This is a genomic window from Mycobacterium sp. (genome assembly GCF_035623875.1).
In the GTDB taxonomy this organism is placed as follows: domain Bacteria; phylum Actinomycetota; class Actinomycetes; order Mycobacteriales; family Mycobacteriaceae; genus Mycobacterium.
In genome coordinates, this window is the sequence record NZ_DASPSP010000297.1 from 1 (window position 1) to 22200 (window position 22200).

Annotated in this window: 20 protein-coding genes and 1 tRNA gene; 8 read left to right on the forward strand and 13 right to left on the reverse strand. The window is 64.3% G+C overall.

Translation table 11 applies throughout. The annotated features are described in order from the left end of the window. The first annotated feature begins 199 nt into the window (after window positions 1-199). Complete coding sequence (locus VEI45_RS23865; protein ID WP_324857001.1) at window positions 200-1042, forward strand: acyl-CoA thioesterase II; 843 nt, start codon at window positions 200-202, stop codon at window positions 1040-1042. 121 nt (window positions 1043-1163) lie between these two features. Beyond that, entirely contained in the window at window positions 1164-2615 is a 1452-nt protein-coding gene (locus VEI45_RS23870) for a bifunctional lysylphosphatidylglycerol flippase/synthetase MprF (RefSeq protein WP_414687575.1), read from the forward strand. 4 nt (window positions 2616-2619) lie between these two features. Here VEI45_RS23870 and VEI45_RS23875 read toward each other — a convergent pair whose 3' ends face one another. The 9 genes from VEI45_RS23875 to VEI45_RS23915 all read right to left on the reverse strand — a co-directional run bounded on the left by VEI45_RS23875 (window position 2620) and on the right by VEI45_RS23915 (window position 11861). After that, window positions 2620-3177, reverse strand: coding sequence for a DUF4190 domain-containing protein (locus VEI45_RS23875; protein WP_324856987.1), 558 nt, complete (start codon window positions 3175-3177; stop codon window positions 2620-2622). Beyond that, window positions 3174-4898, reverse strand: a complete 1725-nt coding sequence (gene cydC, locus VEI45_RS23880) for a thiol reductant ABC exporter subunit CydC (protein WP_324856988.1) — start codon at window positions 4896-4898, stop codon at window positions 3174-3176. The genes VEI45_RS23875 and cydC overlap by 4 nt, the downstream gene beginning before the upstream one ends. Continuing rightward, entirely contained in the window at window positions 4882-6495 is a 1614-nt protein-coding gene (cydD, locus tag VEI45_RS23885) for a thiol reductant ABC exporter subunit CydD (protein WP_324857003.1), read from the reverse strand. Before cydD ends, cydC begins: the two co-directional genes overlap by 17 nt. A gap of 53 nt (window positions 6496-6548) precedes the next feature. Next, on the reverse strand, window positions 6549-7589 hold the full coding sequence (gene cydB, locus VEI45_RS23890) for a cytochrome d ubiquinol oxidase subunit II (RefSeq protein ID WP_324856989.1): 1041 nt from the start codon (window positions 7587-7589) through the stop codon (window positions 6549-6551). 27 nt (window positions 7590-7616) lie between these two features. Further along, a complete protein-coding gene (locus tag VEI45_RS23895) occupies window positions 7617-9089 on the reverse strand; it encodes a cytochrome ubiquinol oxidase subunit I (protein WP_324856990.1) in 1473 nt (490 codons plus the stop codon). 102 nt (window positions 9090-9191) lie between these two features. After that, window positions 9192-9788: an HdeD family acid-resistance protein gene (locus VEI45_RS23900; RefSeq protein WP_324856991.1), complete on the reverse strand. Its 597-nt coding sequence runs from the start codon at window positions 9786-9788 to the stop codon at window positions 9192-9194. Window positions 9789-9839: 51 nt separating this feature from the next. Continuing rightward, on the reverse strand, window positions 9840-11165 hold the full coding sequence (locus tag VEI45_RS23905) for an adenylate/guanylate cyclase domain-containing protein (protein ID WP_324856992.1): 1326 nt from the start codon (window positions 11163-11165) through the stop codon (window positions 9840-9842). 120 nt (window positions 11166-11285) lie between these two features. Next, a complete protein-coding gene (locus VEI45_RS23910) occupies window positions 11286-11666 on the reverse strand; it encodes a hypothetical protein (RefSeq protein ID WP_324856993.1) in 381 nt (126 codons plus the stop codon). Between the two features lie 121 nt (window positions 11667-11787). Further along, window positions 11788-11861 (reverse strand) — tRNA-Leu (locus tag VEI45_RS23915). 99 nt (window positions 11862-11960) lie between these two features. Between VEI45_RS23915 and VEI45_RS23920 the strand changes: the two genes are divergently transcribed. After that, on the forward strand, window positions 11961-12590 hold the full coding sequence (locus VEI45_RS23920) for an ANTAR domain-containing response regulator (protein WP_324856994.1): 630 nt from the start codon (window positions 11961-11963) through the stop codon (window positions 12588-12590). An 89-nt stretch (window positions 12591-12679) separates the two neighbouring features. On the opposite strand, the gene VEI45_RS23925 is transcribed toward VEI45_RS23920, so the two are convergent. Beyond that, the gene (locus VEI45_RS23925; protein WP_324857004.1) at window positions 12680-13843 is read right to left on the reverse strand and encodes a lipid-transfer protein; all 1164 of its coding nucleotides are present in this window, start codon (window positions 13841-13843) and stop codon (window positions 12680-12682) included. 35 nt (window positions 13844-13878) lie between these two features. Next, complete coding sequence (locus VEI45_RS23930) at window positions 13879-14334, reverse strand: Zn-ribbon domain-containing OB-fold protein (RefSeq protein WP_324856995.1); 456 nt, start codon at window positions 14332-14334, stop codon at window positions 13879-13881. 174 nt (window positions 14335-14508) lie between these two features. Here VEI45_RS23930 and polA point away from each other — a divergent pair, with 174 nt between their 5' ends. The 3 genes from polA (at window position 14509) to coaE (ending at window position 20075) form a co-directional block, all read left to right on the forward strand. Then, window positions 14509-17172, forward strand: coding sequence for a DNA polymerase I (gene polA, locus VEI45_RS23935; protein ID WP_324857005.1), 2664 nt, complete (start codon window positions 14509-14511; stop codon window positions 17170-17172). Window positions 17173-17404: 232 nt separating this feature from the next. Continuing rightward, a complete protein-coding gene (gene rpsA, locus VEI45_RS23940; RefSeq protein WP_324856996.1) occupies window positions 17405-18844 on the forward strand; it encodes a 30S ribosomal protein S1 in 1440 nt (479 codons plus the stop codon). Between the two features lie 10 nt (window positions 18845-18854). Further along, window positions 18855-20075: a dephospho-CoA kinase gene (gene coaE, locus VEI45_RS23945; RefSeq protein WP_324856997.1), complete on the forward strand. Its 1221-nt coding sequence runs from the start codon at window positions 18855-18857 to the stop codon at window positions 20073-20075. 2 nt (window positions 20076-20077) lie between these two features. Here coaE and VEI45_RS23950 read toward each other — a convergent pair whose 3' ends face one another. Further along, window positions 20078-20497: a hypothetical protein gene (locus tag VEI45_RS23950; protein WP_324856998.1), complete on the reverse strand. Its 420-nt coding sequence runs from the start codon at window positions 20495-20497 to the stop codon at window positions 20078-20080. 189 nt (window positions 20498-20686) lie between these two features. Here VEI45_RS23950 and VEI45_RS23955 point away from each other — a divergent pair, with 189 nt between their 5' ends. Further along, entirely contained in the window at window positions 20687-21259 is a 573-nt protein-coding gene (locus VEI45_RS23955; protein WP_324856999.1) for a hypothetical protein, read from the forward strand. Window positions 21260-21508: 249 nt separating this feature from the next. After that, the gene (locus VEI45_RS23960) at window positions 21509-21706 is read left to right on the forward strand and encodes a hypothetical protein (RefSeq protein ID WP_324857000.1); all 198 of its coding nucleotides are present in this window, start codon (window positions 21509-21511) and stop codon (window positions 21704-21706) included. 28 nt (window positions 21707-21734) lie between these two features. On the opposite strand, the gene VEI45_RS23965 is transcribed toward VEI45_RS23960, so the two are convergent. Beyond that, window positions 21735-22169: a DUF402 domain-containing protein gene (locus VEI45_RS23965; RefSeq protein ID WP_324857006.1), complete on the reverse strand. Its 435-nt coding sequence runs from the start codon at window positions 22167-22169 to the stop codon at window positions 21735-21737. Between the last annotated feature and the right edge of the window lie 31 nt (window positions 22170-22200).

Genomic DNA, 22200 nt, shown 5'->3' on the forward strand with positions numbered 1-22200 from the left:
GGCCGCGCGGTGACGATGCGCTCGGCGGAGCGGAGGGCTAAGGAGCCGGGCAATTAGGCCGCGCGGTGACGATGCGCTCGGCGGAGCGGAGGGCTGAGGAGCCGGGCAATTAGGCCGCGCGGTGACGATGCGCTCGGCGGAGCGGAGGGCTGAGGAGCCGGGCAATTAGGCTAAGCCGGTGTCTGACTTCGACGAGCTGATGACGGTGCTCGACCTGCATCGCATGGGCGACGACGTCTTCATCGGATCTCACCCCACTAAGAACCCGCCTCGGACGTTCGGCGGACTGATGATGGCGCAATCATTTGTGGCGGCCAGCCGCACGCTGACCCGCGATTTGCCGCCCAACGCGCTCTCCGTGCATTTCATCAATGGCGGTGATACCGCCAAAGACATCGAATTCCAGGTGGTGCGGCTGCGCGACGAGCGCCGGTTCGCCAACCGGCGCATCGAGGTGACTCAGAACGGCACCCTGCTGGCGGCGGTGATGATCTCCTACCTGTCTGGCGGTCAAGGCCTTGAGCACAACGTCGAACCGCCCGAAGTCGCCGATCCGGAGACATTGCCGTCGATCAAGGAGCTGCTGAGCGGGTACGAGGACAAGGTTCCGTTGTTCGTCAACGCGTTGCAACCAATCGAATGGCGCTACACCAATGACCCGTCCTGGGTGATGCGGCATAAAGGCGAGCGGCTCGACTACAACCGAGTCTGGGTGAAAGCCGACGGCGTGATGCCTGACGACCCTGCGCTGCACACCGCCACGATGCTCTACTGTTCGGATACCACCGTGCTGGACTCGATCATCACCACGCACGGCCTCTCGTGGGGGTTCGACCGGATCTTCGCTGCGACCGTCAATCACTCGGTCTGGTTTCACCGCCAGGTCAGCTTCGACGACTGGGTGTTGTATTCCACATCCTCGCCGGTGGCCACCGATTCACGCGGGCTGGGGACCGGCTACTTCTTCGACCGCTCCGGGCGGCCGGTCGCCACTGTGGTGCAAGAAGGCGTGGTGAAGTATTTCCCAGGCTCGTGGGGGTAGGCCGGCGAACAACGGCCGGCAACGATTCGATTGCGGCGCGCCCAATGTCATCGCAGCAAAACCGGTTCGAAGCGTACCGTTTGATGTGGTTGGGTAATCGGACGTTAGCGGCGTACCGGCGATGAGTGCTCTGACGAAGCCGCCCGATTTTATTGCCGACCAACCGGAGGTGGGCGTGCACGAGTCGTCAATCGGCATCGCGCCCGGGGTCCGCGCAAGTGAGCGGGTTGTCGTTCACGTCAACTCGCCGGCGGCCCGCTGGGTGGGAGCATTGGCCCTGTTCAGTGCGGCGTGTTGGTTAATGACAGCGATTGTCCGCGGCCACGACCACGCGGGCTGGCATGCAACTGGCCGGGTGGAATGGTCGTTGACGGTGCTGGCCGCGGTGGCGTTGATCGCGCGGGGTATTTTTCGGGGTCGCCCCGTCACGACCAGGCACGCGACCGCTGCCGTTCTCGTCTTGTTCGCCGGGATTTGCGCGCACGTGCTGGCTTTCGATCTGCTCGGTGACGCGCTGATCGCCGGGTCCGGTCTCGCGCTGATGTGGGCCACCTCAGCGCGGCGGCATCCCGGCGATCTGTCTCGGGTGTGGGAGTTGATCAAAGCCACCAGCGGCGACCCGCTGGCGCCGTTCGCCATGCAGGCGGGCAAGTGCTACCTGTTCAGCGCGGACGGGACCGCGGCGCTGGCATACCGGACGCGAATCGGCTACGCGGTGGTGAGCGGGGACCCTGTCGGCGACGAGGCGCAATTCCCTCAACTGGTCGTCGACTTCGCCAACATGTGTCATACCCACGGCTGGCGGATCGTCGTGCTGGCTTGCAGTGAGCGGCGGCTTCACCTGTGGACCGACCCGAAGGTGCTGGGCCAATCGTTGCGTCCGGTACCGATCGGTCGGGACGTCGTCATCGACGTGTCCAGCTTCGAAACGGTTGGGCGTCAGTTCCGCAACTTGCGTCAGGCGGTCAAACGCACGCACAACTGCGGTATCACCACCGAGATTGTGGCCGAGCAGAAACTCGATGGCCGACTGCGGGCCGAGCTCACCGAGGTGTTGCGGGCGTCTTCCAGCGGTGCGCACACCGATCGCGGATTCTGCATGAATTTGGACGGCGTGCTGGCGGGCCGATACCCGGGAATTCAGCTGATCATCGCGAGAGACAAATCCGGGCGGGTGCAAGGCTTCCACCGGTACGCCACCGCCGGTGGGGGTAGCGACATCACCCTGGACGTGCCTTGGCGTCGCCCCGGGGCGCCCAACGGGATCGACGAGCGGCTCAGCGTCGACATGATCAACGCGGCTAAAAATGCTGGTGCACAACGGGTCTCATTGGCATTCGCGGCTTTCCCGGAGATCTTCGACGACAAGCAGCGCGGACGGATGCAAAGCCTGTTCTACTGGCTGATCCATCTGCTGAACCCGTTGATCGCGCTTGAATCGCTCTATCGGTACTTGCGCAAATTCCGCTCGCCAGACCAACGGCGATATGCGCTGGTGTCGCTAACTCAGCTGGTGCCACTGATTTATGTGTTGCTGTCGCTAGAGTTCATGCCGCGTCGCCGCGGCCTTTAGCGGTCTACGGCACGGGTGTTGGCGTCAGCGTGACGCTCAACTTGTCTTGGACTTTTTGCCGAAATTGATCTGCGCAGCGCTGCTGCTTGAGTTGGTCTGAACCGGCTTTCTGCATGCAGTCGATATAGTCGCCGCCGCCGACGTCCCTCCACACCGTCGTCCAGAGAGCAATGAAGGCCAAGCCAACGACGATCGCGAGCGTACCCAGCACGATGCCGGCGACCGCGACTCCACCATTGCTGGCGATGCGCCGCTTGACACGTCCGCGTCCGAGGAACCCGATGACCACCGCGATGAGTCCCAGGACGATGCTGACGATGTTGACGATGGGCACCCATACGCTGAGCAACCCGATAATCGCGATCACCAGCGAGGCGATACCTAGACCGTTTTTGGGTTCGACCGGCGTTGGCGGGTAACTGTAGTAGGGCGGTGGTAGATAGCCACCGCGGTATGGGCCGGGCTGATGTTGGTATGGGTATGGGTATGGATATGGCGCCGTTTGCGGTGTTCCCTCGGGGTTGTGGCGTCTCTCCGACGGCCTGTCCGGAGGTTCGGTCATGGCTCGCTTTCTCGATCGGGCGTCCTGGAAGATTGTTCGCCAGAGTACTCGCCGGCGCCGATTCGTAGTTCGGGACACCGAATGTTATTGGACAGGTGATGAGTAGCGACCACCACCGTCCGGTCGGCAGCCAACACACCACCATGGGCGCTCAGCAGGCTGCGCAGGATGGGTTCGGCGTCAGCGGCATCGAGGTGCTCGGTCGGTTCATCGAGCAGCACGATCTGCGCAGGTGAGATGAGCGCCCGGGCGAGCAGCAGCCTCCTGCGTTGGCCCGCCGACAACGCCTGCGCGCCGCCGGACAACACCGTGTCGAGACCATTAGGCAGACCAGACAGCCAGGTTTCCAGACCGACCTGGCGCAGCGCGACGCCCAGCTGATGATCCGGGCAATCGCCCCGCGCAACCAGCAGGTTGTCCCGGACGGTGGTCGCAAAGATATGCGCGTCCTCCGCGAAAAATCCTATAGCACGGCGTATTTCGTCTTCGCTGAAAAGGCGCAGCGGTGCTCCGCCCAGCGTGACATCGCCACGCAACGGCGCCAGCAGACCTGCGAGGGTCATCAGCAGCGTCGTCTTACCAGAGCCGCTGGGGCCGGTGACGGCCAGCCTGGCGCCCGGCGGCAGATCGACCGTCACCGCAGCCGGCACCCGACAGCCAGGGTGTGCAGCCACCATGCCGTTGGTGCGCAGCCGCCCGGCAGGCGGCGGATGTGGTCGTCCGGATTCGGACAGCGCTCCGGGATCCGCCGTCGGCACTGCTGCGCCGGCCGAGGTCAGGTCGAGCAGACGTCGTCCCGCCAACCGTGAACGTGTCAACTGGATGGCAGCGGCGGGCAATGGAGTCGTCGCCTCGAATGCTGACAGCGGCAACAGCATCAGGACTGCCAACGTGGTGGGTGCCACCGAGCCTGCCATCCCGATGCCCGCCACCACGGCGCCCAGCACGCTGACGCCGATCGCCGCGGTGGGGATGGCCTCCGCGAACGCGGCCGGTCGGGCCGCGGCGTCGATAGCGTCGCCCCAATCGCGCTGCCGGCGTTGCGACTCCCGGACGACATTGCTCAACCTACCGGCGACTCGTAGCTCGGGTGCGTGCTCCAGTGCCAGCATCGCCGATATGTCGCGAGCGGAATGGTGTTGGCGTGCAACCACTTCCTGTGCGGCAGCAGCCCTCGATGCCAGCCATGGCGCGACAATGCCGGCGACCAGGAGGCAGATCGCCAAAATCGCCGCAGCCAGCGGAGAGATGACCGCGACGACCGCGATCGCCGCCACGGCAAGCACCGCTGCGACGCTAAACGGCAACAGGGAGCGGACCAGCACGTCGGCCAGCTGATCGACATCAGCGCCGACTCGTGAGACCAGCTCGCCGCTGTGCAATCGAGTGGCGATGTCGGCAGGACCGTGCGCCAAGCGCTCGTAGATCAGCTCGCGGGCGGTGCCGGCGGCCCGCAACGCCGTGTCGTGGCTGGCCAGCCGTTCGCAATAATGCAGCACGCCACGGGAAATCGCGAAGGTCCGGACCGCCACCACCGCGATCGACAGATTCAGCACCGGTGGCATTTGCCAGGCGCGGGTGATCAACCAGGCCGACAATCCGGCCAGCGCCAGGGCGCTGCCCAGCGATAACACCCCAAGCGCAATCGCCAGCAGCAAGCGCGGGATCCGCGGGTGCAGCAACCGCAGCGCGGCCAGCTGGGGATCAGACGCGAACATCATGGACGTCACCCGCCCCGGCCACCTCGATGATGTGATCAGCGATTCCGACGACGTGTTCGCGGTGACCGACGAGCACCACGGTGGCACCGGCGCGGGCTCGTTCGACGATGGCCCTCAGCACCCGGGCTTCGGTTGTGGCGTCCAGGTGGGCGGTGGGTTCGTCGAGCAGCAGCACCGGCGCCGCTGAGCCGAGCGCGCGGGCCAAGCCGAGGCGTTGCCGCTGACCCAGCGACAGCCCCACGCCGCCGCTTCCGATGACGGTGTCCATCCCATCAGGCAGCTCGGTCAATACTTGATCGAATCCGGATGAGACACAGGCGCTTTCAAGTTCAGCGAGTTCACCGAACAGAGCCAGGTTGTCAGCCACGGTCCCGGGGATGAGCACTGGGCGCTGTGGCAGCCAGGACACCTGCCGCCACCACGCGCTCGGCTCGAGATCGGCGATCTCGACTCCGGCCACGGTGACAGCACCATTGGTGGCCGTCGTGATTCCGGCGATGACCTGCAGAGTGGTGCTTTTTCCTGCGCCGTTCGCACCGGTCAGCACCGTTACCTGACTCGGCTGGATCACCGCGCTGAGGTCATGCGGGCAGAGCCCATCGCGACCTTCGACGCTGAGCTCGTCGAGAACAATCACGGCATCCCGCGCCGAGACCGTCCGCGAACCCGGGACCGCGATCGCCGAGTCCTCGATCAGCGCGAACGCCTTGTCGGCGGCGGCCCGGCCATCCTGAGCGGCATGGAATTCCACCCCGATACGGCGCAGCGGCCAGTAGACGTCAGGCGCGAGCAACAACACCGTCAAACCGGTGGTCAAGCTGATCTCACCGAACACCAGTCGCAGGCCGATGCTGACCGCGACCATGGCGACGCCGAGGGTGGCGAGCAGTTCTAATACCAGCGCAGAGAGGAAAGCGATCCTCAGTGTCGCCATCGCTGAACGCCGGTGCGCCGCAGCCAACTCGGAAATGCGCCGTTCGGGCCCGGTGGCGCGGCCGAGAGCCCGCAGCGTGGGAATTCCTGCGATCAGGTCGAGCAGCCGAGCCTGCAAGGTGGCCATTGCGGCCAGCGCAGCCGCGGACCGGTCAGCGGTCGCCAGGCCGATCAGCACCATGAAGATGGGGATCAACGGCAGCGTGATCGCAACAATCACAGCCGATTTCAGGTCGTAGAGCCCAATCACGGCTGCGCTCACCGGGGTCAGGATCGCCGCCAGCAGCAACGCCGGCAGGTAAGCGGTGAAATAGGGCCGCAGTGCGTCAAGCCCGCGGGTCACCACCGCGGCCGCGGCGTCGCGCTGGGCTGTCAGTTGCCTGGGTTTTCGGGCCGTGACGGCCGTAAGGACCTGGCCGCTGAGATCGGCGATCACTGCGCTGGCCCCACGTTGGCCCAGCCGGGCCTGCAGCCAGTGCGCCACAGCACGCACCGCCCATACCGTCAGCAGGAAGAACAACATCGGTACCCATCGGCCCACGCTGCGCGCGGCTGGATCGGTGATGACCCGGGAGGCGATGTGCGCCAGCAAGATCGCCGAGCCGATCGCGCAACCCGAGATCACTACACCGCAAATTGTTGTCGCGAGAAGGAATTGGCGCAGCCCTGCAGATGCCCTCCACAGTCGCGGATCTAGAGGCCCCCGACTGCTCGCGCTCAGGGCGCTCGCCTCGCCAGCCCGGTCGACGGCGGGATGCGGTCAGCCGAAATCCGCTGCCGGAAAACCCAATACGTCCATCCTTGGTAGATCACCGTCAGCGGAGCCATGAGCAATGTCACCCAGGTCATGATCTTGAGGGTGTACGGAGTCGACGAGGCATTGTAGATCGTCACATTCCACTGCTTGTTCAGCGTCGAAGGCACCAGGTTCGGATAAAGTGCTCCGAACAAAAGGATCACCACCGCTGCCACTACCAAGGCAGTGCACAGAAACGCCCAACCATCGGACGCGCGTCGCCACACCAACACCACCGCCGCCAGCTGCGCGACCACCGCGGCCGCCAGCACCAGCCAGGTCCAGTTCTTGCCGTAGGCCAGTTGCGTCCAAAGCCCAAAGACCGCAACCAGTCCAGTCACCGGAAGCGCCAGCCACTTCGCGAAGCGGTGAGCATCGTCGTGGATCGCGCCCGATGTCTTCAGGGCTACGAATACCGCCCCGTAGAACAGAAACAGCCCCGCCGTAGCCAGACCACCCAACAGCGTATAAGCGTTGAGCACGTCGGTGATCGACAAGTCGATGTGGCCATTGGCGTCCACCGGCAGGCCACGCACCAAGATGGCGAACGCCACGCCCCACAACACGGCAGGCAACCACGACCCGGCGGCGATTCCGAAGTCGGCCCAGGCACGCCATTTCGAGTCGTCGACCTTGCCGCGCCATTCGATTGACACCGAACGCACGATCATGCCGAACAGGATCGCCAGCAACGGCAGATACAGGGTGGAGAAGACAGCGGCGTACCAGCCGGGAAATGCGGCGAACATCGCCGCGCCGCCGGTGATCAGCCAAACCTCGTTGCCGTCCCAGACCGGCCCGATGGTGTTCAGCGCGGCGCGGCGGTGGGCTTCTGGTTCGCCGACGCCGACGCGGGCGAACGGCTCCATCAACATGCCTACGCCGAAGTCGAAGCCCTCCAGGATGAAGAAACCGAGGAACAGCATTCCGATGATGCCGAACCACAACTCTTGCAATCCCATCGGTCAGCTCCTTTCCGTCAGCAGGCCTTAATAGGCAAAAGACAACGGTGCCACCTCGGCATCGCTGGGCGACCGGGGCGCGGCCGGTTCCGCGTCGTGTTCTTGGGGCCCTTCGACGATGTAGCGCTCGAGCAGCCAGAACCAGACCACCGCCAGCACCGCGTAGACCGCGGTGAAGGTAACCAGCGAAGTGACGACGATGCCGGAGGCGTGATGTGAGACGGCCTCGTGAACGGTGAATCGGACCTGCTGGTCGCCGGTCGGGTTTGGCACAACGATCCAGGGCTGACGGCCCATTTCGGTAAACACCCACCCGGAGATGTTGGCCAGGAACGGCGCCGGGATGGCCACCAGCGCCAACCAAGAAAACCACCGTTGATTGGGGATCCGGCCACCGCGGGTGAGCCACAACGCAACGACCGCGAAAAGCACCGGTATCGCCAGCAGCCCGATCATTGCGCGAAACGACCAGTAGGTGACGAATAGGTTGGGCCGGTAGTCGTTTGGGCCGAATCGGTCTTGGTAGTCCTGCTGGATATTGCGCACACCCTGCAACGTGACGTCGTGGGTTCGGCCTTGTGCGAGGAACGGCAGCACGTAAGGTACTTCGATCACACGGCTGATGCTGTCGCAGTTGTTGTGCGTGCCGACGGTCAGGATGGAGAAGTCCGGATCGGTTTCGGTGTTGCACAACGATTCCGCCGAAGCCATTTTCATCGGCTGCTGGACGAACATCAGCTTGCCCTGATAGTCACCAGTGAAGAACAAGCCGATTGTGGCGATGAGCGCGACCCAACATCCCAGGATGGCCGCTGGGCGGAACATGCTGCGGGCATCTGATTCCGCGACGGCGTGATCCGTTGCGGGTTTGCCGGAACGCACCAGCCACCACGCACTGATGGCTGCGACAAATGTCGCGGCGGTCAGTAATGAACCGGCCACAGTATGTGAAAATGCAGCCCGCGCAGTGTTATTGCCGAGCAGCGCGGTGATGCTGTGCAACTCCGCGCGTCGGGTTGCAGGGTTGTAGTGTGCACCGACCGGGTGCTGCATGAAGGAGTTCGCCACGATGATGAAGAACGCGGATACGTTGACGGCGATCGCTACGATCCAGATGCATGCCAGGTGCACCAGCCGGGGCAGCCGGCTCCAGCCGAAGATCCACAAACCGATGAAGGTGGATTCGAAGAAGAACGCGGCCAGACCTTCCATCGCCAGCGGAGCGCCGAACACGTCGCCGACGAACCGCGAGTACTCGCTCCAATTCATCCCGAATTGGAACTCCTGCACGATCCCGGTGGCCACTCCGATTGCAAAGTTGATCAGGAACAGCTTGCCGAAGAATTTAGTGAGCCGATACCAGGCGACGTTGTCGGTGACCACCCATGCCGTCTGCATGATGGCGATCAGCGGCGCCAGACCGATGGTGAGCGGCACGAAGATAAAGTGGTAGACGGTGGTGATACCGAACTGCCACCGCGACACGTCGACGACGTTCATTGGTCATCTCCCTGGCGACAGGGGCCCAGTTGCTACGACGCAGTGTAGTAAAGGCCCGCGATCATTGCTACGGATTTTTCCTGTCGATCACGATTCGGCCCGTCAGGCCGCGGCGTGCGGTGCACCCGCCAGGGCCTTGTCCACCCGCTTGGAGGCGCTGCGGACGCCGAACGACGACACGATCTCGAAGGCGCCGATGACGATGAGCCAGATGCCGACGACCAGCGTCAGGATCGCGAGTGATTCGAAAGGCGATCCGATCATCACGATGCCCGCCAACAAGCTGATGACACCCAGGAATATCTGCCAACCGCGACCGGGCAAGGTGGGATCGCTAATGGCCGAGATCGACGTTGCCACACCGCGAAAGATGAAGCCGACACCAATCCAGATGGCTAACAGGAGAATCGCATAGCCTTCGCCGAAGTGTCGGAAGCACAGCACCGCCAAAACCAGCGATGCGGCGCCGCTGATGAACAGCAGGATCCGCCCGCCAGCGGAGACGTGCAGGCTGAATGCAAAGAAGACTTGCGCGAATCCGGTGACCAGCAAGTAGATGCCAAACAAAATGGCCGCGATCAGGATGGTCTCTCCGGGCCACGCCAGCACCAGGACACCCAGGGCCAGCGCCAGGATTCCGGACACCAGCGTCGACTTCCACAGATGCGGCAACAACCTTGGAACAGCAGTGGTTTCCATGGCCGAAGTTTCCCACAAACGGCGATTGCGGTGGGGGGTTTGCGCTACGAGTTAGACGCCGGCCGCTTGTGGCGCCTCGGCACGCACATCGCCGGAACCGGTGTCTGGTTTGCGGCCAACGAGATACCACGTGCGCATGACGCCCTTCCCCTTGACAGCGACGGCACCCCGCTCCTGCAGTACAAAGTCGTTTTTCAGCCGCTGGTAGACGTCCTCAGGCACTTGGATCCGTCCCACCGAATCGGTGGATTCCATCCGGGATGCCACATTCACCGCATCGCCCCACACGTCGTAGAAGAACCGGCGAGAACCCACCACGCCCGCGACGACGGGGCCGGAGGCGAGCCCGATTCGCAGTGGCAGCACGTTGCCGCGCGAATCCCTTAGGCCTTTCGCGGTTTCGGCCATGTCGAGGGCAAGGTCTGCCAGTGCCTCGACATGATCGGACCGCGGCTGGGGCACTCCACTGACCACCATGTAGGAATCGCCGCTGACCTTGATCTTCTCCAGCCCGTGCTTGTCCACCAGTGCGTCGAAGTCGCTGTAGAACCGATCCAGGAATCGGATCAGCTTGTCCGGCGCGATGTCGCTGGCCCGTTCGGTAAAGCCGGCGATGTCGGCGAACAGGACCGAAGCATCGTCGTATTTGTCGGCAATGATGTTGCGCCCCGGGTCTTTTAGCCGGTCGGCGATGCTTTCCGGCAAGATGTTGGCCAGCAGAGCTTCGGAGCGGTCGTATTCGACTTCCATGGCCTTTTGGGCGCGGCGGATCTCGCGCAGCGCGTACCACACCGTCGCGACCGTCATCACGCAGGCCGACACGGTGGTGACGACGAAGTTTAGCGACAGCAGCCATGCCGGTTGAACACCAGTGTCGCGAGGGACCAGGAACTGCAAGGTGATTACCAACGCAGCGGCGACCGCTGCCAGGCTGGCCGCCAAGATGATGCGTTCGCTGCCTAGCTGCAACACGGCAAGGCAGGCTGCGACCAAGAAGTAGAGCTGCAGGCCCGAGCCGGTACCCACCATCCAGCAGATGACGAAGATCGACGCATAAGCCGTGCCGATGAAAGTCAGCGGCGGAACTAGCTCACCGAAGCGGTACAGGTAGGGGATGATTGCGAAGATCGCGGCAACGACGATATTGATCACACCGGTCCACCACAGCTGGGGTGCGACCACAAGTTGCATCACCCCGAAAGCGGCGCTGACGACCATCGCCATCGATGTGTTGAAGCGCAAAATGCGGCGCCGCCGCGTGATGCGCTCAGCATAGTGCTGATCGCGGACGTGCGGTTCCGCCCGCACTGCTGCTACGCAGTCCGGCGTCCGGCGCGAACCTGCCGATTGTGTGGCACCGCACCTCTTAACCACCACAGCAAAAGGGTAGTAGGTGAGCTAAAGCAGTCTCAAATCTTGTCTGGCGGCGTTCGGCAATCGCGCCTGCATAGCACCGCTATTTGTGTGCCCTCGCTGAGGTGTCACACGTGAGGCCAGTCACGCTGGGGACTGCAGCGCGCTCACGATGAGCGGAAACGACACCGGTGTTCCGCCCGCAGCGGTCAATACAAAGACCCAGCGACCATCGAAGGGCAGATGCAGGGGGAGCGGCCAGTAACTGAAGCCGACTTCGTTGTTTGCGACAGCTTCCGGCACTTCGAGCGAGAGATGAAGGGTTTCCTCGCCGTTCGGCGGCCGGATATCGACGTCAATCGTGCGGTCGGTGTTGTCGGACTCCGCTTGCGTCAACGCCACCAAGACCGGCCGCACTATCCGCTCGGGGCCCAGTCCGCAATGAGATATCACTCCTCCCCATACATGCAGCTTGTTATCGACAGCTGCGGCCGCTTCCGCTAGAAAAGCTCCGGCGACAATCACCTATCCAACGTACGGTACGACCTTCACGTAGAGCCTTGGCTACCCAAAGTTGCGGCGTTACGCGCAACGAGCGCTGAGGACATCATTCGAAAGCATGACGGAACGGCTTAGAACTCGGCTGTGCCCTCGGTGAGATTCGAACTCACACTGGACGGGTTTTGAATCCGTTTCCTCTGCCAGTTGGGATACGAGGGCTTGCTGGCTACGGCCTCCCACCATAGAGGATGGTCGTCGCGCGGCGAGCGTCACAACCCCGCGGTCGATGATCCCGGCGGGCCACGACACAATGTCGTCATGACCGGCTCAACGACCGACGTCGATACCCAAGCCTCGCGCCGGGTGCTGATCGCCGAGGATGAGGCGCTCATCCGGCTCGATTTGGCCGAGATGCTCCGCGAAGAGGGATATGAAATCGTCGGCGAAGCCGGCGACGGCCAGGAAGCCGTCGAGCTGGCCGAGCGGCTCAGCCCCGACCTGGTGATCATGGACGTGAAGATGCCGCGCCGCGACGGCATCGATGCTGCGTCGGAGATCGCCCGCAAACGCATCGCACCGATTGTGGTGCTGACCGCGTTCAGTCAGCGCGACCTGGTTGAGCGGGCGCGGGACGCCGGAGCGATGGCTTACCTGGTCAAACCCTTCACCATCTCCGACCTGATTCCCGCGATAGAGCTGGCGCTGAGCCGATTCAGCGAGATCAGGGCGCTGGAACGCGAGGTCGAGACGCTGTCTGACCGGCTGGAGACTCGCAAGCTCGTCGAACGGGCAAAAGGCCTGCTACAGGCCAACCAAGGGATGACTGAGCCGGAGGCGTTCAAGTGGATTCAGCGCGCCGCGATGGACCGGCGCACCACGATGAAACACGTAGCCGAAGTCGTTCTGGAAACCCTGGATAGTCCCAAAGACGCGGAATCGTCGGGCTAGGCGCGCATCGCCAAAGCGCCGAGCGTCGCGCTGGAGTGGCTGTCAGCACCGAGCGTCACGCCGGACTGACCACCAGGCACGAAACATGGCTAGCGCGCGACGATCACCGACGAGCCGTGCCCGAACAGGCCCTGATTCGCGCTGATTCCGGCCTTCGCGCCCTCGACCTGACGGCCGGTGGCCTGGCCGCGCAGCTGCCAGGTGAGCTCGCAGACCTGCGCGATCGCCTGTGCCGGAATCGCCTCGCCGAAGCAGGCCAGCCCACCCGACGGGTTGACCGGAATCTTCCCGCCGATGGTGGTGGCACCACTGCGCAGCAACGCCTCGGCGTCACCCTTGGGACAGAGCCCTAGGTGCTCATACCAGTCGAGTTCTAGCGCGGTGGACAGGTCATAGACCTCGGCAAGGCTCACGTCCTCGGGCCCGATGCCCGCCTCGGCATAGGCCGCGTCGAGGATCTGATCCTTGAACACCCGGTCCGGTGCGGGCACGGCGGCGGTGGAATCCGTTGCGATATCCGGTAATTCGGGCAGATGCTGCGGATAGCGGGGGGTCACCGTGCTGACCGCACGTACCGACGGAACGCCTTCGAGCGAGCCGAGGTGCTTGCGCGCGAAATCGGCGCTGGCCACGATCAAAGCCGCCGCGCCGTCGGAGGTGGCGCAGATGTCGAGCTGCCGCAACGGGTCGGCCACCACCGGGCTGGCCAGCACGTCGTCGACTGAGGATTCCTTGCGGTAGCGCGCATGCGGGTTCTGCAGGCCATGGCGCGAGTTCTTGACCTTCACCTGCGCGAAGTCCTCGGACGTCGCGCCGTAGAGGTCCATCCGGCGGCGCGCCAGCAGCGCGAAATACACCGGGTTCATGGCGCCGATCAGGTGGAATCGCTGCCAGTCCGGGTCGTTCTTGCGTTCCCCGCCGACCGGCGCGAACGCCCCCTTCGGGGTGGTGTCGGCGCCGATTACCAGCGCCACGTCGCAGAAGCCGGCGAGAATCTGCGCGCGGGCGCTCTGCAGCGCCTGCGAACCGCTGGCGCAGGCGGCATAACTGGAGCTGACCGGGACGCCGTTCCAGCCGAGTTTCTGCGCGAACGTCGACCCGGCGATGAAGCCGGGATACCCGTTGCGGATGGTGTCCGCCCCGGCGACCAACTGGATCTGGCGCCAGTCCAGGCCGGCCTCGGCCAGCGCAGAGCGCGCGGCGACCACGCCGTATTCGGTGAAGTCCCTGCCCCATTTGCCCCACGGATGCATTCCGGCGCCGAGGATGTAGAGCGGTTCTGGCGTACTCACGATGCGATCCTCCACGCGTACACGATGCGCTCCACGCCGTCGCCGTCGGTGAACAGCGGCATGGTGGTCAGCTCCATCTCGATGCCCACCTTCAAGTCGGCGGCCAGCGTGCCCTCGACCACCTTGCCCAACACGATCAGCCCCTCGTCGGCCAACTGCACCGCGGCGATGGCAAACGGCTCAAAGGGATCCGGAGCGGGGTAGGGCGGCGGCGGGGGATAACGGTTCTCGGTGTAGCTCCACAGCTTCCCGCGCCGCGATAGCGGCGCTTGCTCGAGCTGGTCACCGTCGCAGCCGGGGTTGGGGCAATTGTTGGCCCGCGGCGGGAAGACGTAGGTGCCGCATTGCGGACATTTGGCGCCGATCAGATGCGGTGTACCGGCTCCTTCAGCTGTGGTGGAGTCGGCGAACCAGCCGTCGATTGCCGGTTCTTGACGGGTAGCTCCTGGCATTCGGCCAGCGTACCGACAACGTCGACAAAACTGAAACGTGTTGCAGTTTTGTCGCGGCGGGCGCAGCCGCTACTCGAGGTCAGACCCAGTGCCTAGAGTTAGGGCGTGAGCCCAGCGAGGACCGCAAGCAAGAAGACGGAAGCTGCCCAGGCCGCTGACGACAAGCCGACGTTGATGCTGCTGGACGGCAATTCGCTGGCGTTCCGGGCCTTCTACGCGCTGCCCGCCGAGAATTTCAAGACGCAGGGCGGGCTGACTACCAACGCGGTGTACGGGTTCACCGCCATGCTGATCAACCTGTTGCGCGACGAATCGCCCACCCATGTGGCCGCGGCGTTCGACGTGTCGCGGCAGACCTTTCGCTCCGACCGCTACCCGGAGTACAAGGCAAACCGGTCGTCCACTCCGGATGAGTTCCACGGCCAGATCGACGTCACCAAGGAAGTCCTTGCGGCACTGGGCATTACGGTGCTGGCCGAGCCTGGTTTCGAAGCCGACGACTTGATCGCGACACTGGCGACCCAGGCCGAAAAGGAGGGCTACCGGGTCCTGGTGGTCAGCGGTGACCGCGATTCCTTGCAGCTGGTCACCGACGACGTGACGGTGCTCTATCCCCGCAAAGGTGTCAGCGAGCTGACTCGCTTCACCCCGGAGGCGGTAGTCGAGAAGTACGGGCTGACCCCCGAGCAATACCCCGACTTCGCTGCGCTGCGCGGCGATCCGAGCGACAACTTGCCCGGTATTCCGGGGGTGGGCGAGAAGACTGCGTCGAAATGGATCAGCGAATACGGCTCGCTGCAGGCGCTGGTCGACAACGCCGACTCGGTGCGCGGCAAGGTGGGTGACGCGCTGCGGGCTCATCTGGCCAGCGTGGTGCTCAACCGAGAGCTCACCGACCTGGTCCGTGACGTGCCGTTGGCGCAGACGCCGGACACGCTGCGGATGCAGCCCTGGGATCGCGACCAGATTCACCAGTTGTTCGACCAGCTGGAATTCCGGGTGCTGCGGGACCGGCTGTTCGACACGCTGACTGCCGTCGAACCAGAGGTCGACGAGGGATTCGACCTGCGTGGCGGACTGCTGGAGCCCGGCACGGTCGGGCGGTGGCTGGCCGAGCACGTCGCCGACGGGCGCCGATCGGGGCTTGCGGTGGTGGGGACGCATCTGCCCTATGACGGCGACGCGACCGCGCTGGCCATCGCCGCAGCCGACGGCGACGGCGGCTACATCGAGACCACGACGCTGACACCCGATGACGATTCCGCGCTGGCGGCGTGGCTCGCCGACCCCGAGAAGCCGAAAGCACTGCACGAGGCCAAGTTGGCCATTCACGACCTCGCCGGACGCGGCTGGACGCTTAACGGGGTCAGCTCCGATACCGCGCTGGCCGCCTATCTGGTCCGCCCGGGACAGCGCAGCTTCACCCTCGACGACCTGTCGCTGCGCTACTTGCGCCGCGAGCTACGCGCGGAAACGTCTGAACAGCAGCAGCTTTCACTGCTCGACGACACCGACGGGGTCGATGACCAAGCCGTGCAGACCGCGGTGCTGCGTGCCCGCGCGGTGGTGGACCTCGCTGACGCGCTGGACGTAGAACTGGCCCGCATCGACTCCACTTCACTGCTGGCCGAGATGGAACTGCCGGTGCAACAGGTGTTGGCCGGTATGGAGGCCGCGGGTATCGCCGTCGATCTGGACCAATTGACTGAGCTACAAAGCCAATTCGGCGACCAGATCCGCGATGCCGCGGAGGCGGCGTACGCGGTGATCGGCAAGCAGATAAACCTCGGCTCGCCAAAACAGTTGCAGGTAGTGCTGTTTGACGAACTGGAGATGCCGAAGACCAAGCGGACGAAGACCGGGTACACCACCGACGCGGATGCGTTGCAGTCGCTGTTCGACAAGACCGGGCATCCGTTCCTTCAGCACCTGCTCGCGCACCGCGACGTGACCCGGCTGAAGGTGACCGTCGACGGGTTGTTGAACTCGGTGGCCGGCGACGGCCGGATCCACACCACGTTCAACCAGACGATCGCGGCGACCGGCAGGCTGTCCTCCACCGAGCCCAATCTGCAAAACATTCCGATCCGCACCGACGCCGGCCGGCAGATCCGCAACGCGTTCGTGGTCGGCGGTGGCTACGCGGAGTTGATGACGGCCGACTACAGCCAGATCGAGATGCGAATCATGGCGCATCTGTCCGGTGACGCCGGCCTGATCGAGGCGTTCAACACGGGCGAGGATCTGCATTCGTTCGTCGCATCCCGGGCTTTCGGGGTGCCGATCGAGGAGGTGACCGGCGAGCTGCGGCGCCGGGTCAAGGCGATGTCGTACGGGTTGGCCTACGGGTTGAGCGCCTATGGGTTGGCGCAGCAGCTGAAGATCTCCACCGAAGAGGCCAAAGTCCAGATGGACCAGTACTTCGCCCGGTTCGGCGGGGTGCGGGACTACCTGCTGGACGTCGTCGAACAGGCCCGCAAGGACGGCTACACCTCGACGGTGTTAGGCCGCCGCCGTTATCTGCCCGAGCTGGACAGCAGCAATCGTCAGGTGCGCGAGGCCGCCGAGCGGGCGGCGCTCAACGCGCCGATCCAGGGCAGCGCGGCCGACATCATCAAGGTGGCCATGATCGAGGTCGACAAGGCGCTGAAAGCGGCCGGACTGGCGTCGCGGATGCTGCTGCAGGTCCACGACGAACTGTTGTTCGAAGCGGCCGACGGTGAGCGAGAGCGCCTTGAGGCGTTGGTGCGCCAGAAAATGGGCAGCGCATACCCGCTTGACGTGCCGCTGGAGGTCTCGGTGGGCTATGGCCGCAGCTGGGACACCGCGGCCCATTAAACCCGATTCCGTCTTGGGTGAACCCGCTGCAGGAATCTCGATGATTTTTTCCCGGTGATTTGACGGTCGGCCTAGATGGGGCGAGTTTGGCCAGCGTGTGCGCAGTCGAGTAACCTCGACGAGGTAGTCCGGCGACTATGCAGAGCGCGCAGCGCGATGCGGAGGAGCCGGGCAATCGAACACAGACCGCTTTATCCCTACGACCCCAACCTGTCCGGAGCAACCCAACAATATGCCGAGTCCCGCCGTCACCTCGCCGCAAGTAGCCGTCAACGACATTGGCTCGAGCGAGGACTTTCTCGCCGCCATCGACAAAACAATCAAATACTTCAACGATGGCGACATCGTCGAAGGGACAATCGTCAAGGTTGACCGGGACGAGGTCCTGCTCGACATCGGCTACAAGACCGAGGGGGTCATCCCCTCCCGCGAACTGTCCATCAAGCACGACGTCGACCCCAACGAGGTCGTTTCCGTGGGCGATGAGGTCGAAGCCCTGGTCCTTACCAAGGAGGACAAAGAAGGCCGCCTGATCCTGTCCAAGAAGCGCGCCCAGTACGAGCGCGCCTGGGGCACTATCGAGGCCCTGAAGGAGAAGGACGAGGCCGTCAAAGGCACCGTCATCGAGGTCGTCAAGGGTGGCCTGATCCTCGACATCGGATTGCGCGGCTTCCTGCCCGCATCGCTGGTCGAGATGCGACGCGTTCGCGATCTGCAGCCCTACATCGGCAAGGAGATCGAAGCCAAGATCATCGAGCTGGACAAGAACCGCAACAACGTGGTGCTGTCCCGCCGCGCCTGGCTCGAGCAGACCCAGTCCGAGGTCCGCAGCGAGTTCCTCAACCAACTGCAGAAGGGCGCCATCCGTAAGGGTGTGGTGTCCTCGATCGTCAACTTCGGTGCGTTCGTCGATCTCGGCGGGGTCGACGGTCTGGTGCACGTCTCCGAGCTGTCTTGGAAGCACATCGACCACCCGTCAGAGGTGGTTCAGGTCGGCGATGAGGTCACCGTCGAGGTGCTTGACGTCGACATGGACCGCGAGCGGGTTTCGTTGTCGCTCAAGGCGACTCAGGAAGACCCGTGGCGGCACTTCGCCCGCACCCACGCCATCGGTCAGATCGTGCCGGGCAAAGTCACCAAGCTGGTGCCGTTCGGCGCGTTCGTCCGCGTCGAGGAGGGCATCGAGGGCTTGGTGCACATCTCCGAGTTGGCCGAGCGTCACGTCGAGGTACCGGACCAGGTGGTTGCCGTCGGCGACGACGCGATGGTCAAGGTCATCGACATCGACCTGGAGCGTCGCCGAATCTCGTTGTCGCTCAAGCAGGCCAACGAGGACTACACCGAGGAGTTCGACCCGGCCAAGTACGGCATGGCCGACAGCTACGACGAGCAGGGCAACTACATTTTCCCCGAGGGCTTCGACCCCGAAACCAACGAATGGCTAGCGGGTTTCGACACGCAGCGCACCGAATGGGAAGCCCGCTACGCCGAGGCCGAGCGACGGCACAAGATGCACACCGCGCAGATGGAAAAGTTCGCCGCAGCCGACGCCGCCGCTGCCGAGCGCCCGCAGGCCAACGGCTCGTCGGGCGAGGAGGAGCAGAGCGGCGGCTCGCTGGCCAGCGATGCGCAACTCGCCGCCCTGCGGGAGAAGCTCGCCGGTAGCGCCTAGCTAGCTAGGGATGCTTCGGATCGGGCTGACCGGCGGCATCGGCGCCGGTAAGTCGGCGGTTTCGGCCACCTTTTCGGGGTGCGGTGGGGTCGTCGTCGACGGCGACGTGATCGCCCGCGAAGTGGTCGAGCCGGGCACTGAGGGGTTGGCCGCACTCGTCGACGCGTTCGGTGACGACATTCTGCTGCCCGACGGCGCGCTGAATCGTCCGGCATTGGCTGCCAAGGCATTCAGCAGCGACGAGAGCCGCGCGACGCTCAACGGGATCGTTCATCCGTTGGTGGGTAAGCGTCGCGCCGAGCTGATCGCCGCCGTCCCGGAGGATTCGGTTGTGGTGGAAGACATTCCACTGCTGGTGGAGTCCGGGATGGCCCCGCTGTTCCCGCTGGTCGTCGTGGTTTACGCCGACGCGGAACTGCGGGTGACGCGACTTGTCGAACAACGCGGTATGGCCGAGGACGACGCCCGCGCACGCATCGCGGCGCAGGCCGACGACGACCAGCGCCGGGCCGTCGCCGATGTCTGGCTGGACAATTCGAGTACTCGAGAGGCGCTGACCGAGCGTGCTCGCGAGGTGTGGAATCACCGCATCATGCCGTTCGCCGCCAACCTCAGCGCCCACCACGTCGTTCGCCCACCCGCCCGGCTGGTGCCTGCCGATCCGACCTGGCCCGACCAGGCTGCGCGCATCGTCGCCCGCCTCAAGGTCGCCTGTGGGGCAAAGGCGTTGCGCGTCGACCACATCGGTTCCACCGCGATTCCCGGGCTGGACGCAAAGGACGCCATCGATATTCAGGTCACCGTCGAATCACTCACTGTTGCAGACAAACTCGCTGAGCCATTGCTTGCCGTCGGCTACCCGCGCGTCGAACACATCGCCGCCGACAACGCCAAGCCCGACGCGCGAAGCACCGTCAAGCGCTACGACCACAGTGACGATCCGGGCTTGTGGCAGAAGCGGTTTCATGGATCAGCTGATCCCGGTCGGCCGACGAATGTGCATCTGCGTGTCGATGGCTGGCCCGATCAACAGTTCGCGCTGCTGTTCGTCGACTGGCTGAAAGCCAATCCCAACGTCCGCGACGAGTACCTGGCCGTCAAACGCAACGCCGACCAGGCCGCGGCGCCGGACGGAGACATCGAGCGTTATCTCGCCGTCAAGGAGCCATGGTTTCTCGAGGCGTACCGCCGCGCATGGGACTGGGCCGACAGATCGCGCTGGCGGCCGTAGACCTACGGATTAGTCAGCGGCGCACCGCAGGGCAGCACGCCATTCATCGGATCGGTCCTACCTGCGGCCGGCTGGACGAAATGATCGACTTGCGTGGCGACGTTGCCGTCCACGTCGATCTCGCAGTGCACGTTCGCCGCATACGGCCACCGGATCGACACTTGCATGCCGGCTTGATTAGGATCGGCCAGCACCGCGTTGGCCTGGAATGCGTTGCCGGGCATCGAGCTCAACGGCGCGGTGTTCGTTTGATTGGTGTTGGTCACGAAGGTGGCTTGGCTGCCGGGGGCCACTCCGTCGATCCGGGCAATGTAGGTGATGTTGTGCAGGTCGGCCCGCGCGGCCGCGGGAGTCAACTGCGAGCTGATCGCAGCGCCGGCCAAAGCGGCGATTGCGACCCATCTCTGCATGGTGGAGCTCATGGCTGCAGAGATTACGCGACGCGTTTAGGGCGGGCACTTCGTTGCCGGCAACCGTTCGACCGCCGACTTGACCACTCGCAAGCCCTATGTCGCAGCACAGGCGGCCGTCGCCTGTGCCGCGCATCACAAAATGACGTTTGCGGCGAAGCCATTCGGGCTAATCAGACACATGTCAGAGAGGAGTCTGTCATGCCCACTTGGGAATGGATCTGCATCGCGGCCGTCGGCGTCGTGGTGGTCGTCGCGGCGATTGTCGCAATAAGCATGGTCAGCTTTCGCATCAAAACGAAGCGGCTGAAACAGCACTACGGCAGTGAGTACGAGCGCCTGGTATCCGACACCGGAAGCGAGAAAGGTGCGGTGCGGGAACTCACTACGCGAGAACGCAAGCGAGGCAAGCTCGAGATCGTTCCGTTGACGCCCTCGGCGCTTTCAGATTTCGCCGGCCGCTGGCAAAAGGTACAGGCCGGGTTTGTGGACAACCCCGCAACGGCCGTCGGTGTCGCCGACCGTTTGGTAACCGAGGTGATGCGTCAACGCGGTTATCGCGTCGACGATTTCGACCAGCGGGCCGCAGACATCTCGGTAGACCACCCGGAGATCGTCGAGAACTACCGAGTCGCCCACGGTGTCCACATCTCGCCGCAGCATGCCAACACCGAGCAGCAGCGGGAGGCGTTCTTGCACTACCGGGCGCTGTACGAGATGTTGCTGGAGACCGACAAGACCGAACCGCAGGAGCAAGTCCATGACCATGCATGAACAAGAAACAACGACGGAGTCGCCCGCTGAGCCCCCGATCCCCGTGTCGGACGCACCGCGAATGGAGCACGAGAGCACGGCCGTTACCCCGAGCCGGCACCGGTTGCTGACACAGCGGTACCCAGTGCCGAGGCCCCCGGCGCGGAGCCGTCGAGGACGAAACACGAATCGTCGGCAGCCGAAGTGCTTTTTGCCAGCGACGATCTCGCGGGGCTGCGTGCGCGATGGGCCGGCGTTCAGGCGGCCTTCGTGGATGATCCCAAGGAGTGCGTCCAGAAGGCGGACGTCTTGGTCTCCGACCTGGTCGAGCAGCTCACGACTGGATTCGCCGGGGCGCGGTCGCGTCTGGAGGAGCAGTGGTCTCGCGGCAAGGAGGCGTCGACCGAAGACCTACGCCTGGCCCTGATGCACTCCCGGGAACTCTTCGAGCGCTTGCTTGCTGTCTAAATCCGTTGTACTGCAACGGTTGCGGTATTCAACGCCACTCCAGCTGCATCCCCTCGGCGGCAAGCCAACGCTGCAGGTCATAGCCGTGCCGGGACAGGCCGTCGACGGCGGCGACCGCGCGCCGCACCGCCTGCTCGCCGACCTCGGGGGTCAGCAGGCCGTGCCGAACCGCGTCCAGCAGCTCGTCGACGTCGGCCAAATCCACCCCGGCATTGGTGCGTACCTCGAGATCGAGGTAATGGTCTTCGGAACGCCACACGGACGGACCGGGCGTGTATTCGCCGACGTCGAGGTAATAGTCGTGGCCGCGTTCGTGGCCGGGGTTGAAATGAAAGATCGTGGCCCGCAAACCCAGCGACGGCAGCAACCACGACTCGAGGTAATGGAACTGCGCGCGGCCAGGCGTAGCGCGGGCCAGGTATAGGCCCCATGGACGCAGGATGTAGTCATCCACAGCCCGCACGATGCCTTTGGGATCGGTGTTGGTGCGGGCG

What these genes read in the sequence shown, in the direction of transcription:
- VEI45_RS23865 (WP_324857001.1), top strand. Translation starts at nt 200, where the DNA reads ATGACGGTGCTCGACCTGCATCGCATGGGCGACGACGTCTTCATCGGA.
- VEI45_RS23870 (WP_414687575.1), top strand. Translation starts at nt 1,164, where the DNA reads ATGAGTGCTCTGACGAAGCCGCCCGATTTTATTGCCGACCAACCGGAG.
- VEI45_RS23875 (WP_324856987.1), bottom strand. Translation starts at nt 3,177, where the DNA reads ATGACCGAACCTCCGGACAGGCCGTCGGAGAGACGCCACAACCCCGAG.
- cydC (WP_324856988.1), bottom strand. Translation starts at nt 4,898, where the DNA reads ATGATGTTCGCGTCTGATCCCCAGCTGGCCGCGCTGCGGTTGCTGCAC.
- cydB (WP_324856989.1), bottom strand. Translation starts at nt 7,589, where the DNA reads ATGGGATTGCAAGAGTTGTGGTTCGGCATCATCGGAATGCTGTTCCTC.
- VEI45_RS23895 (WP_324856990.1), bottom strand. Translation starts at nt 9,089, where the DNA reads ATGAACGTCGTCGACGTGTCGCGGTGGCAGTTCGGTATCACCACCGTC.
- VEI45_RS23900 (WP_324856991.1), bottom strand. Translation starts at nt 9,788, where the DNA reads ATGGAAACCACTGCTGTTCCAAGGTTGTTGCCGCATCTGTGGAAGTCG.
- VEI45_RS23920 (WP_324856994.1), top strand. Translation starts at nt 11,961, where the DNA reads ATGACCGGCTCAACGACCGACGTCGATACCCAAGCCTCGCGCCGGGTG.
- VEI45_RS23925 (WP_324857004.1), bottom strand. Translation starts at nt 13,843, where the DNA reads ATGCATCCGTGGGGCAAATGGGGCAGGGACTTCACCGAATACGGCGTG.
- VEI45_RS23930 (WP_324856995.1), bottom strand. Translation starts at nt 14,334, where the DNA reads ATGCCAGGAGCTACCCGTCAAGAACCGGCAATCGACGGCTGGTTCGCC.
- polA (WP_324857005.1), top strand. Translation starts at nt 14,509, where the DNA reads ATGCTGCTGGACGGCAATTCGCTGGCGTTCCGGGCCTTCTACGCGCTG.
- rpsA (WP_324856996.1), top strand. Translation starts at nt 17,405, where the DNA reads ATGCCGAGTCCCGCCGTCACCTCGCCGCAAGTAGCCGTCAACGACATT.
- coaE (WP_324856997.1), top strand. Translation starts at nt 18,855, where the DNA reads ATGCTTCGGATCGGGCTGACCGGCGGCATCGGCGCCGGTAAGTCGGCG.
- VEI45_RS23950 (WP_324856998.1), bottom strand. Translation starts at nt 20,497, where the DNA reads ATGAGCTCCACCATGCAGAGATGGGTCGCAATCGCCGCTTTGGCCGGC.
- VEI45_RS23955 (WP_324856999.1), top strand. Translation starts at nt 20,687, where the DNA reads ATGCCCACTTGGGAATGGATCTGCATCGCGGCCGTCGGCGTCGTGGTG.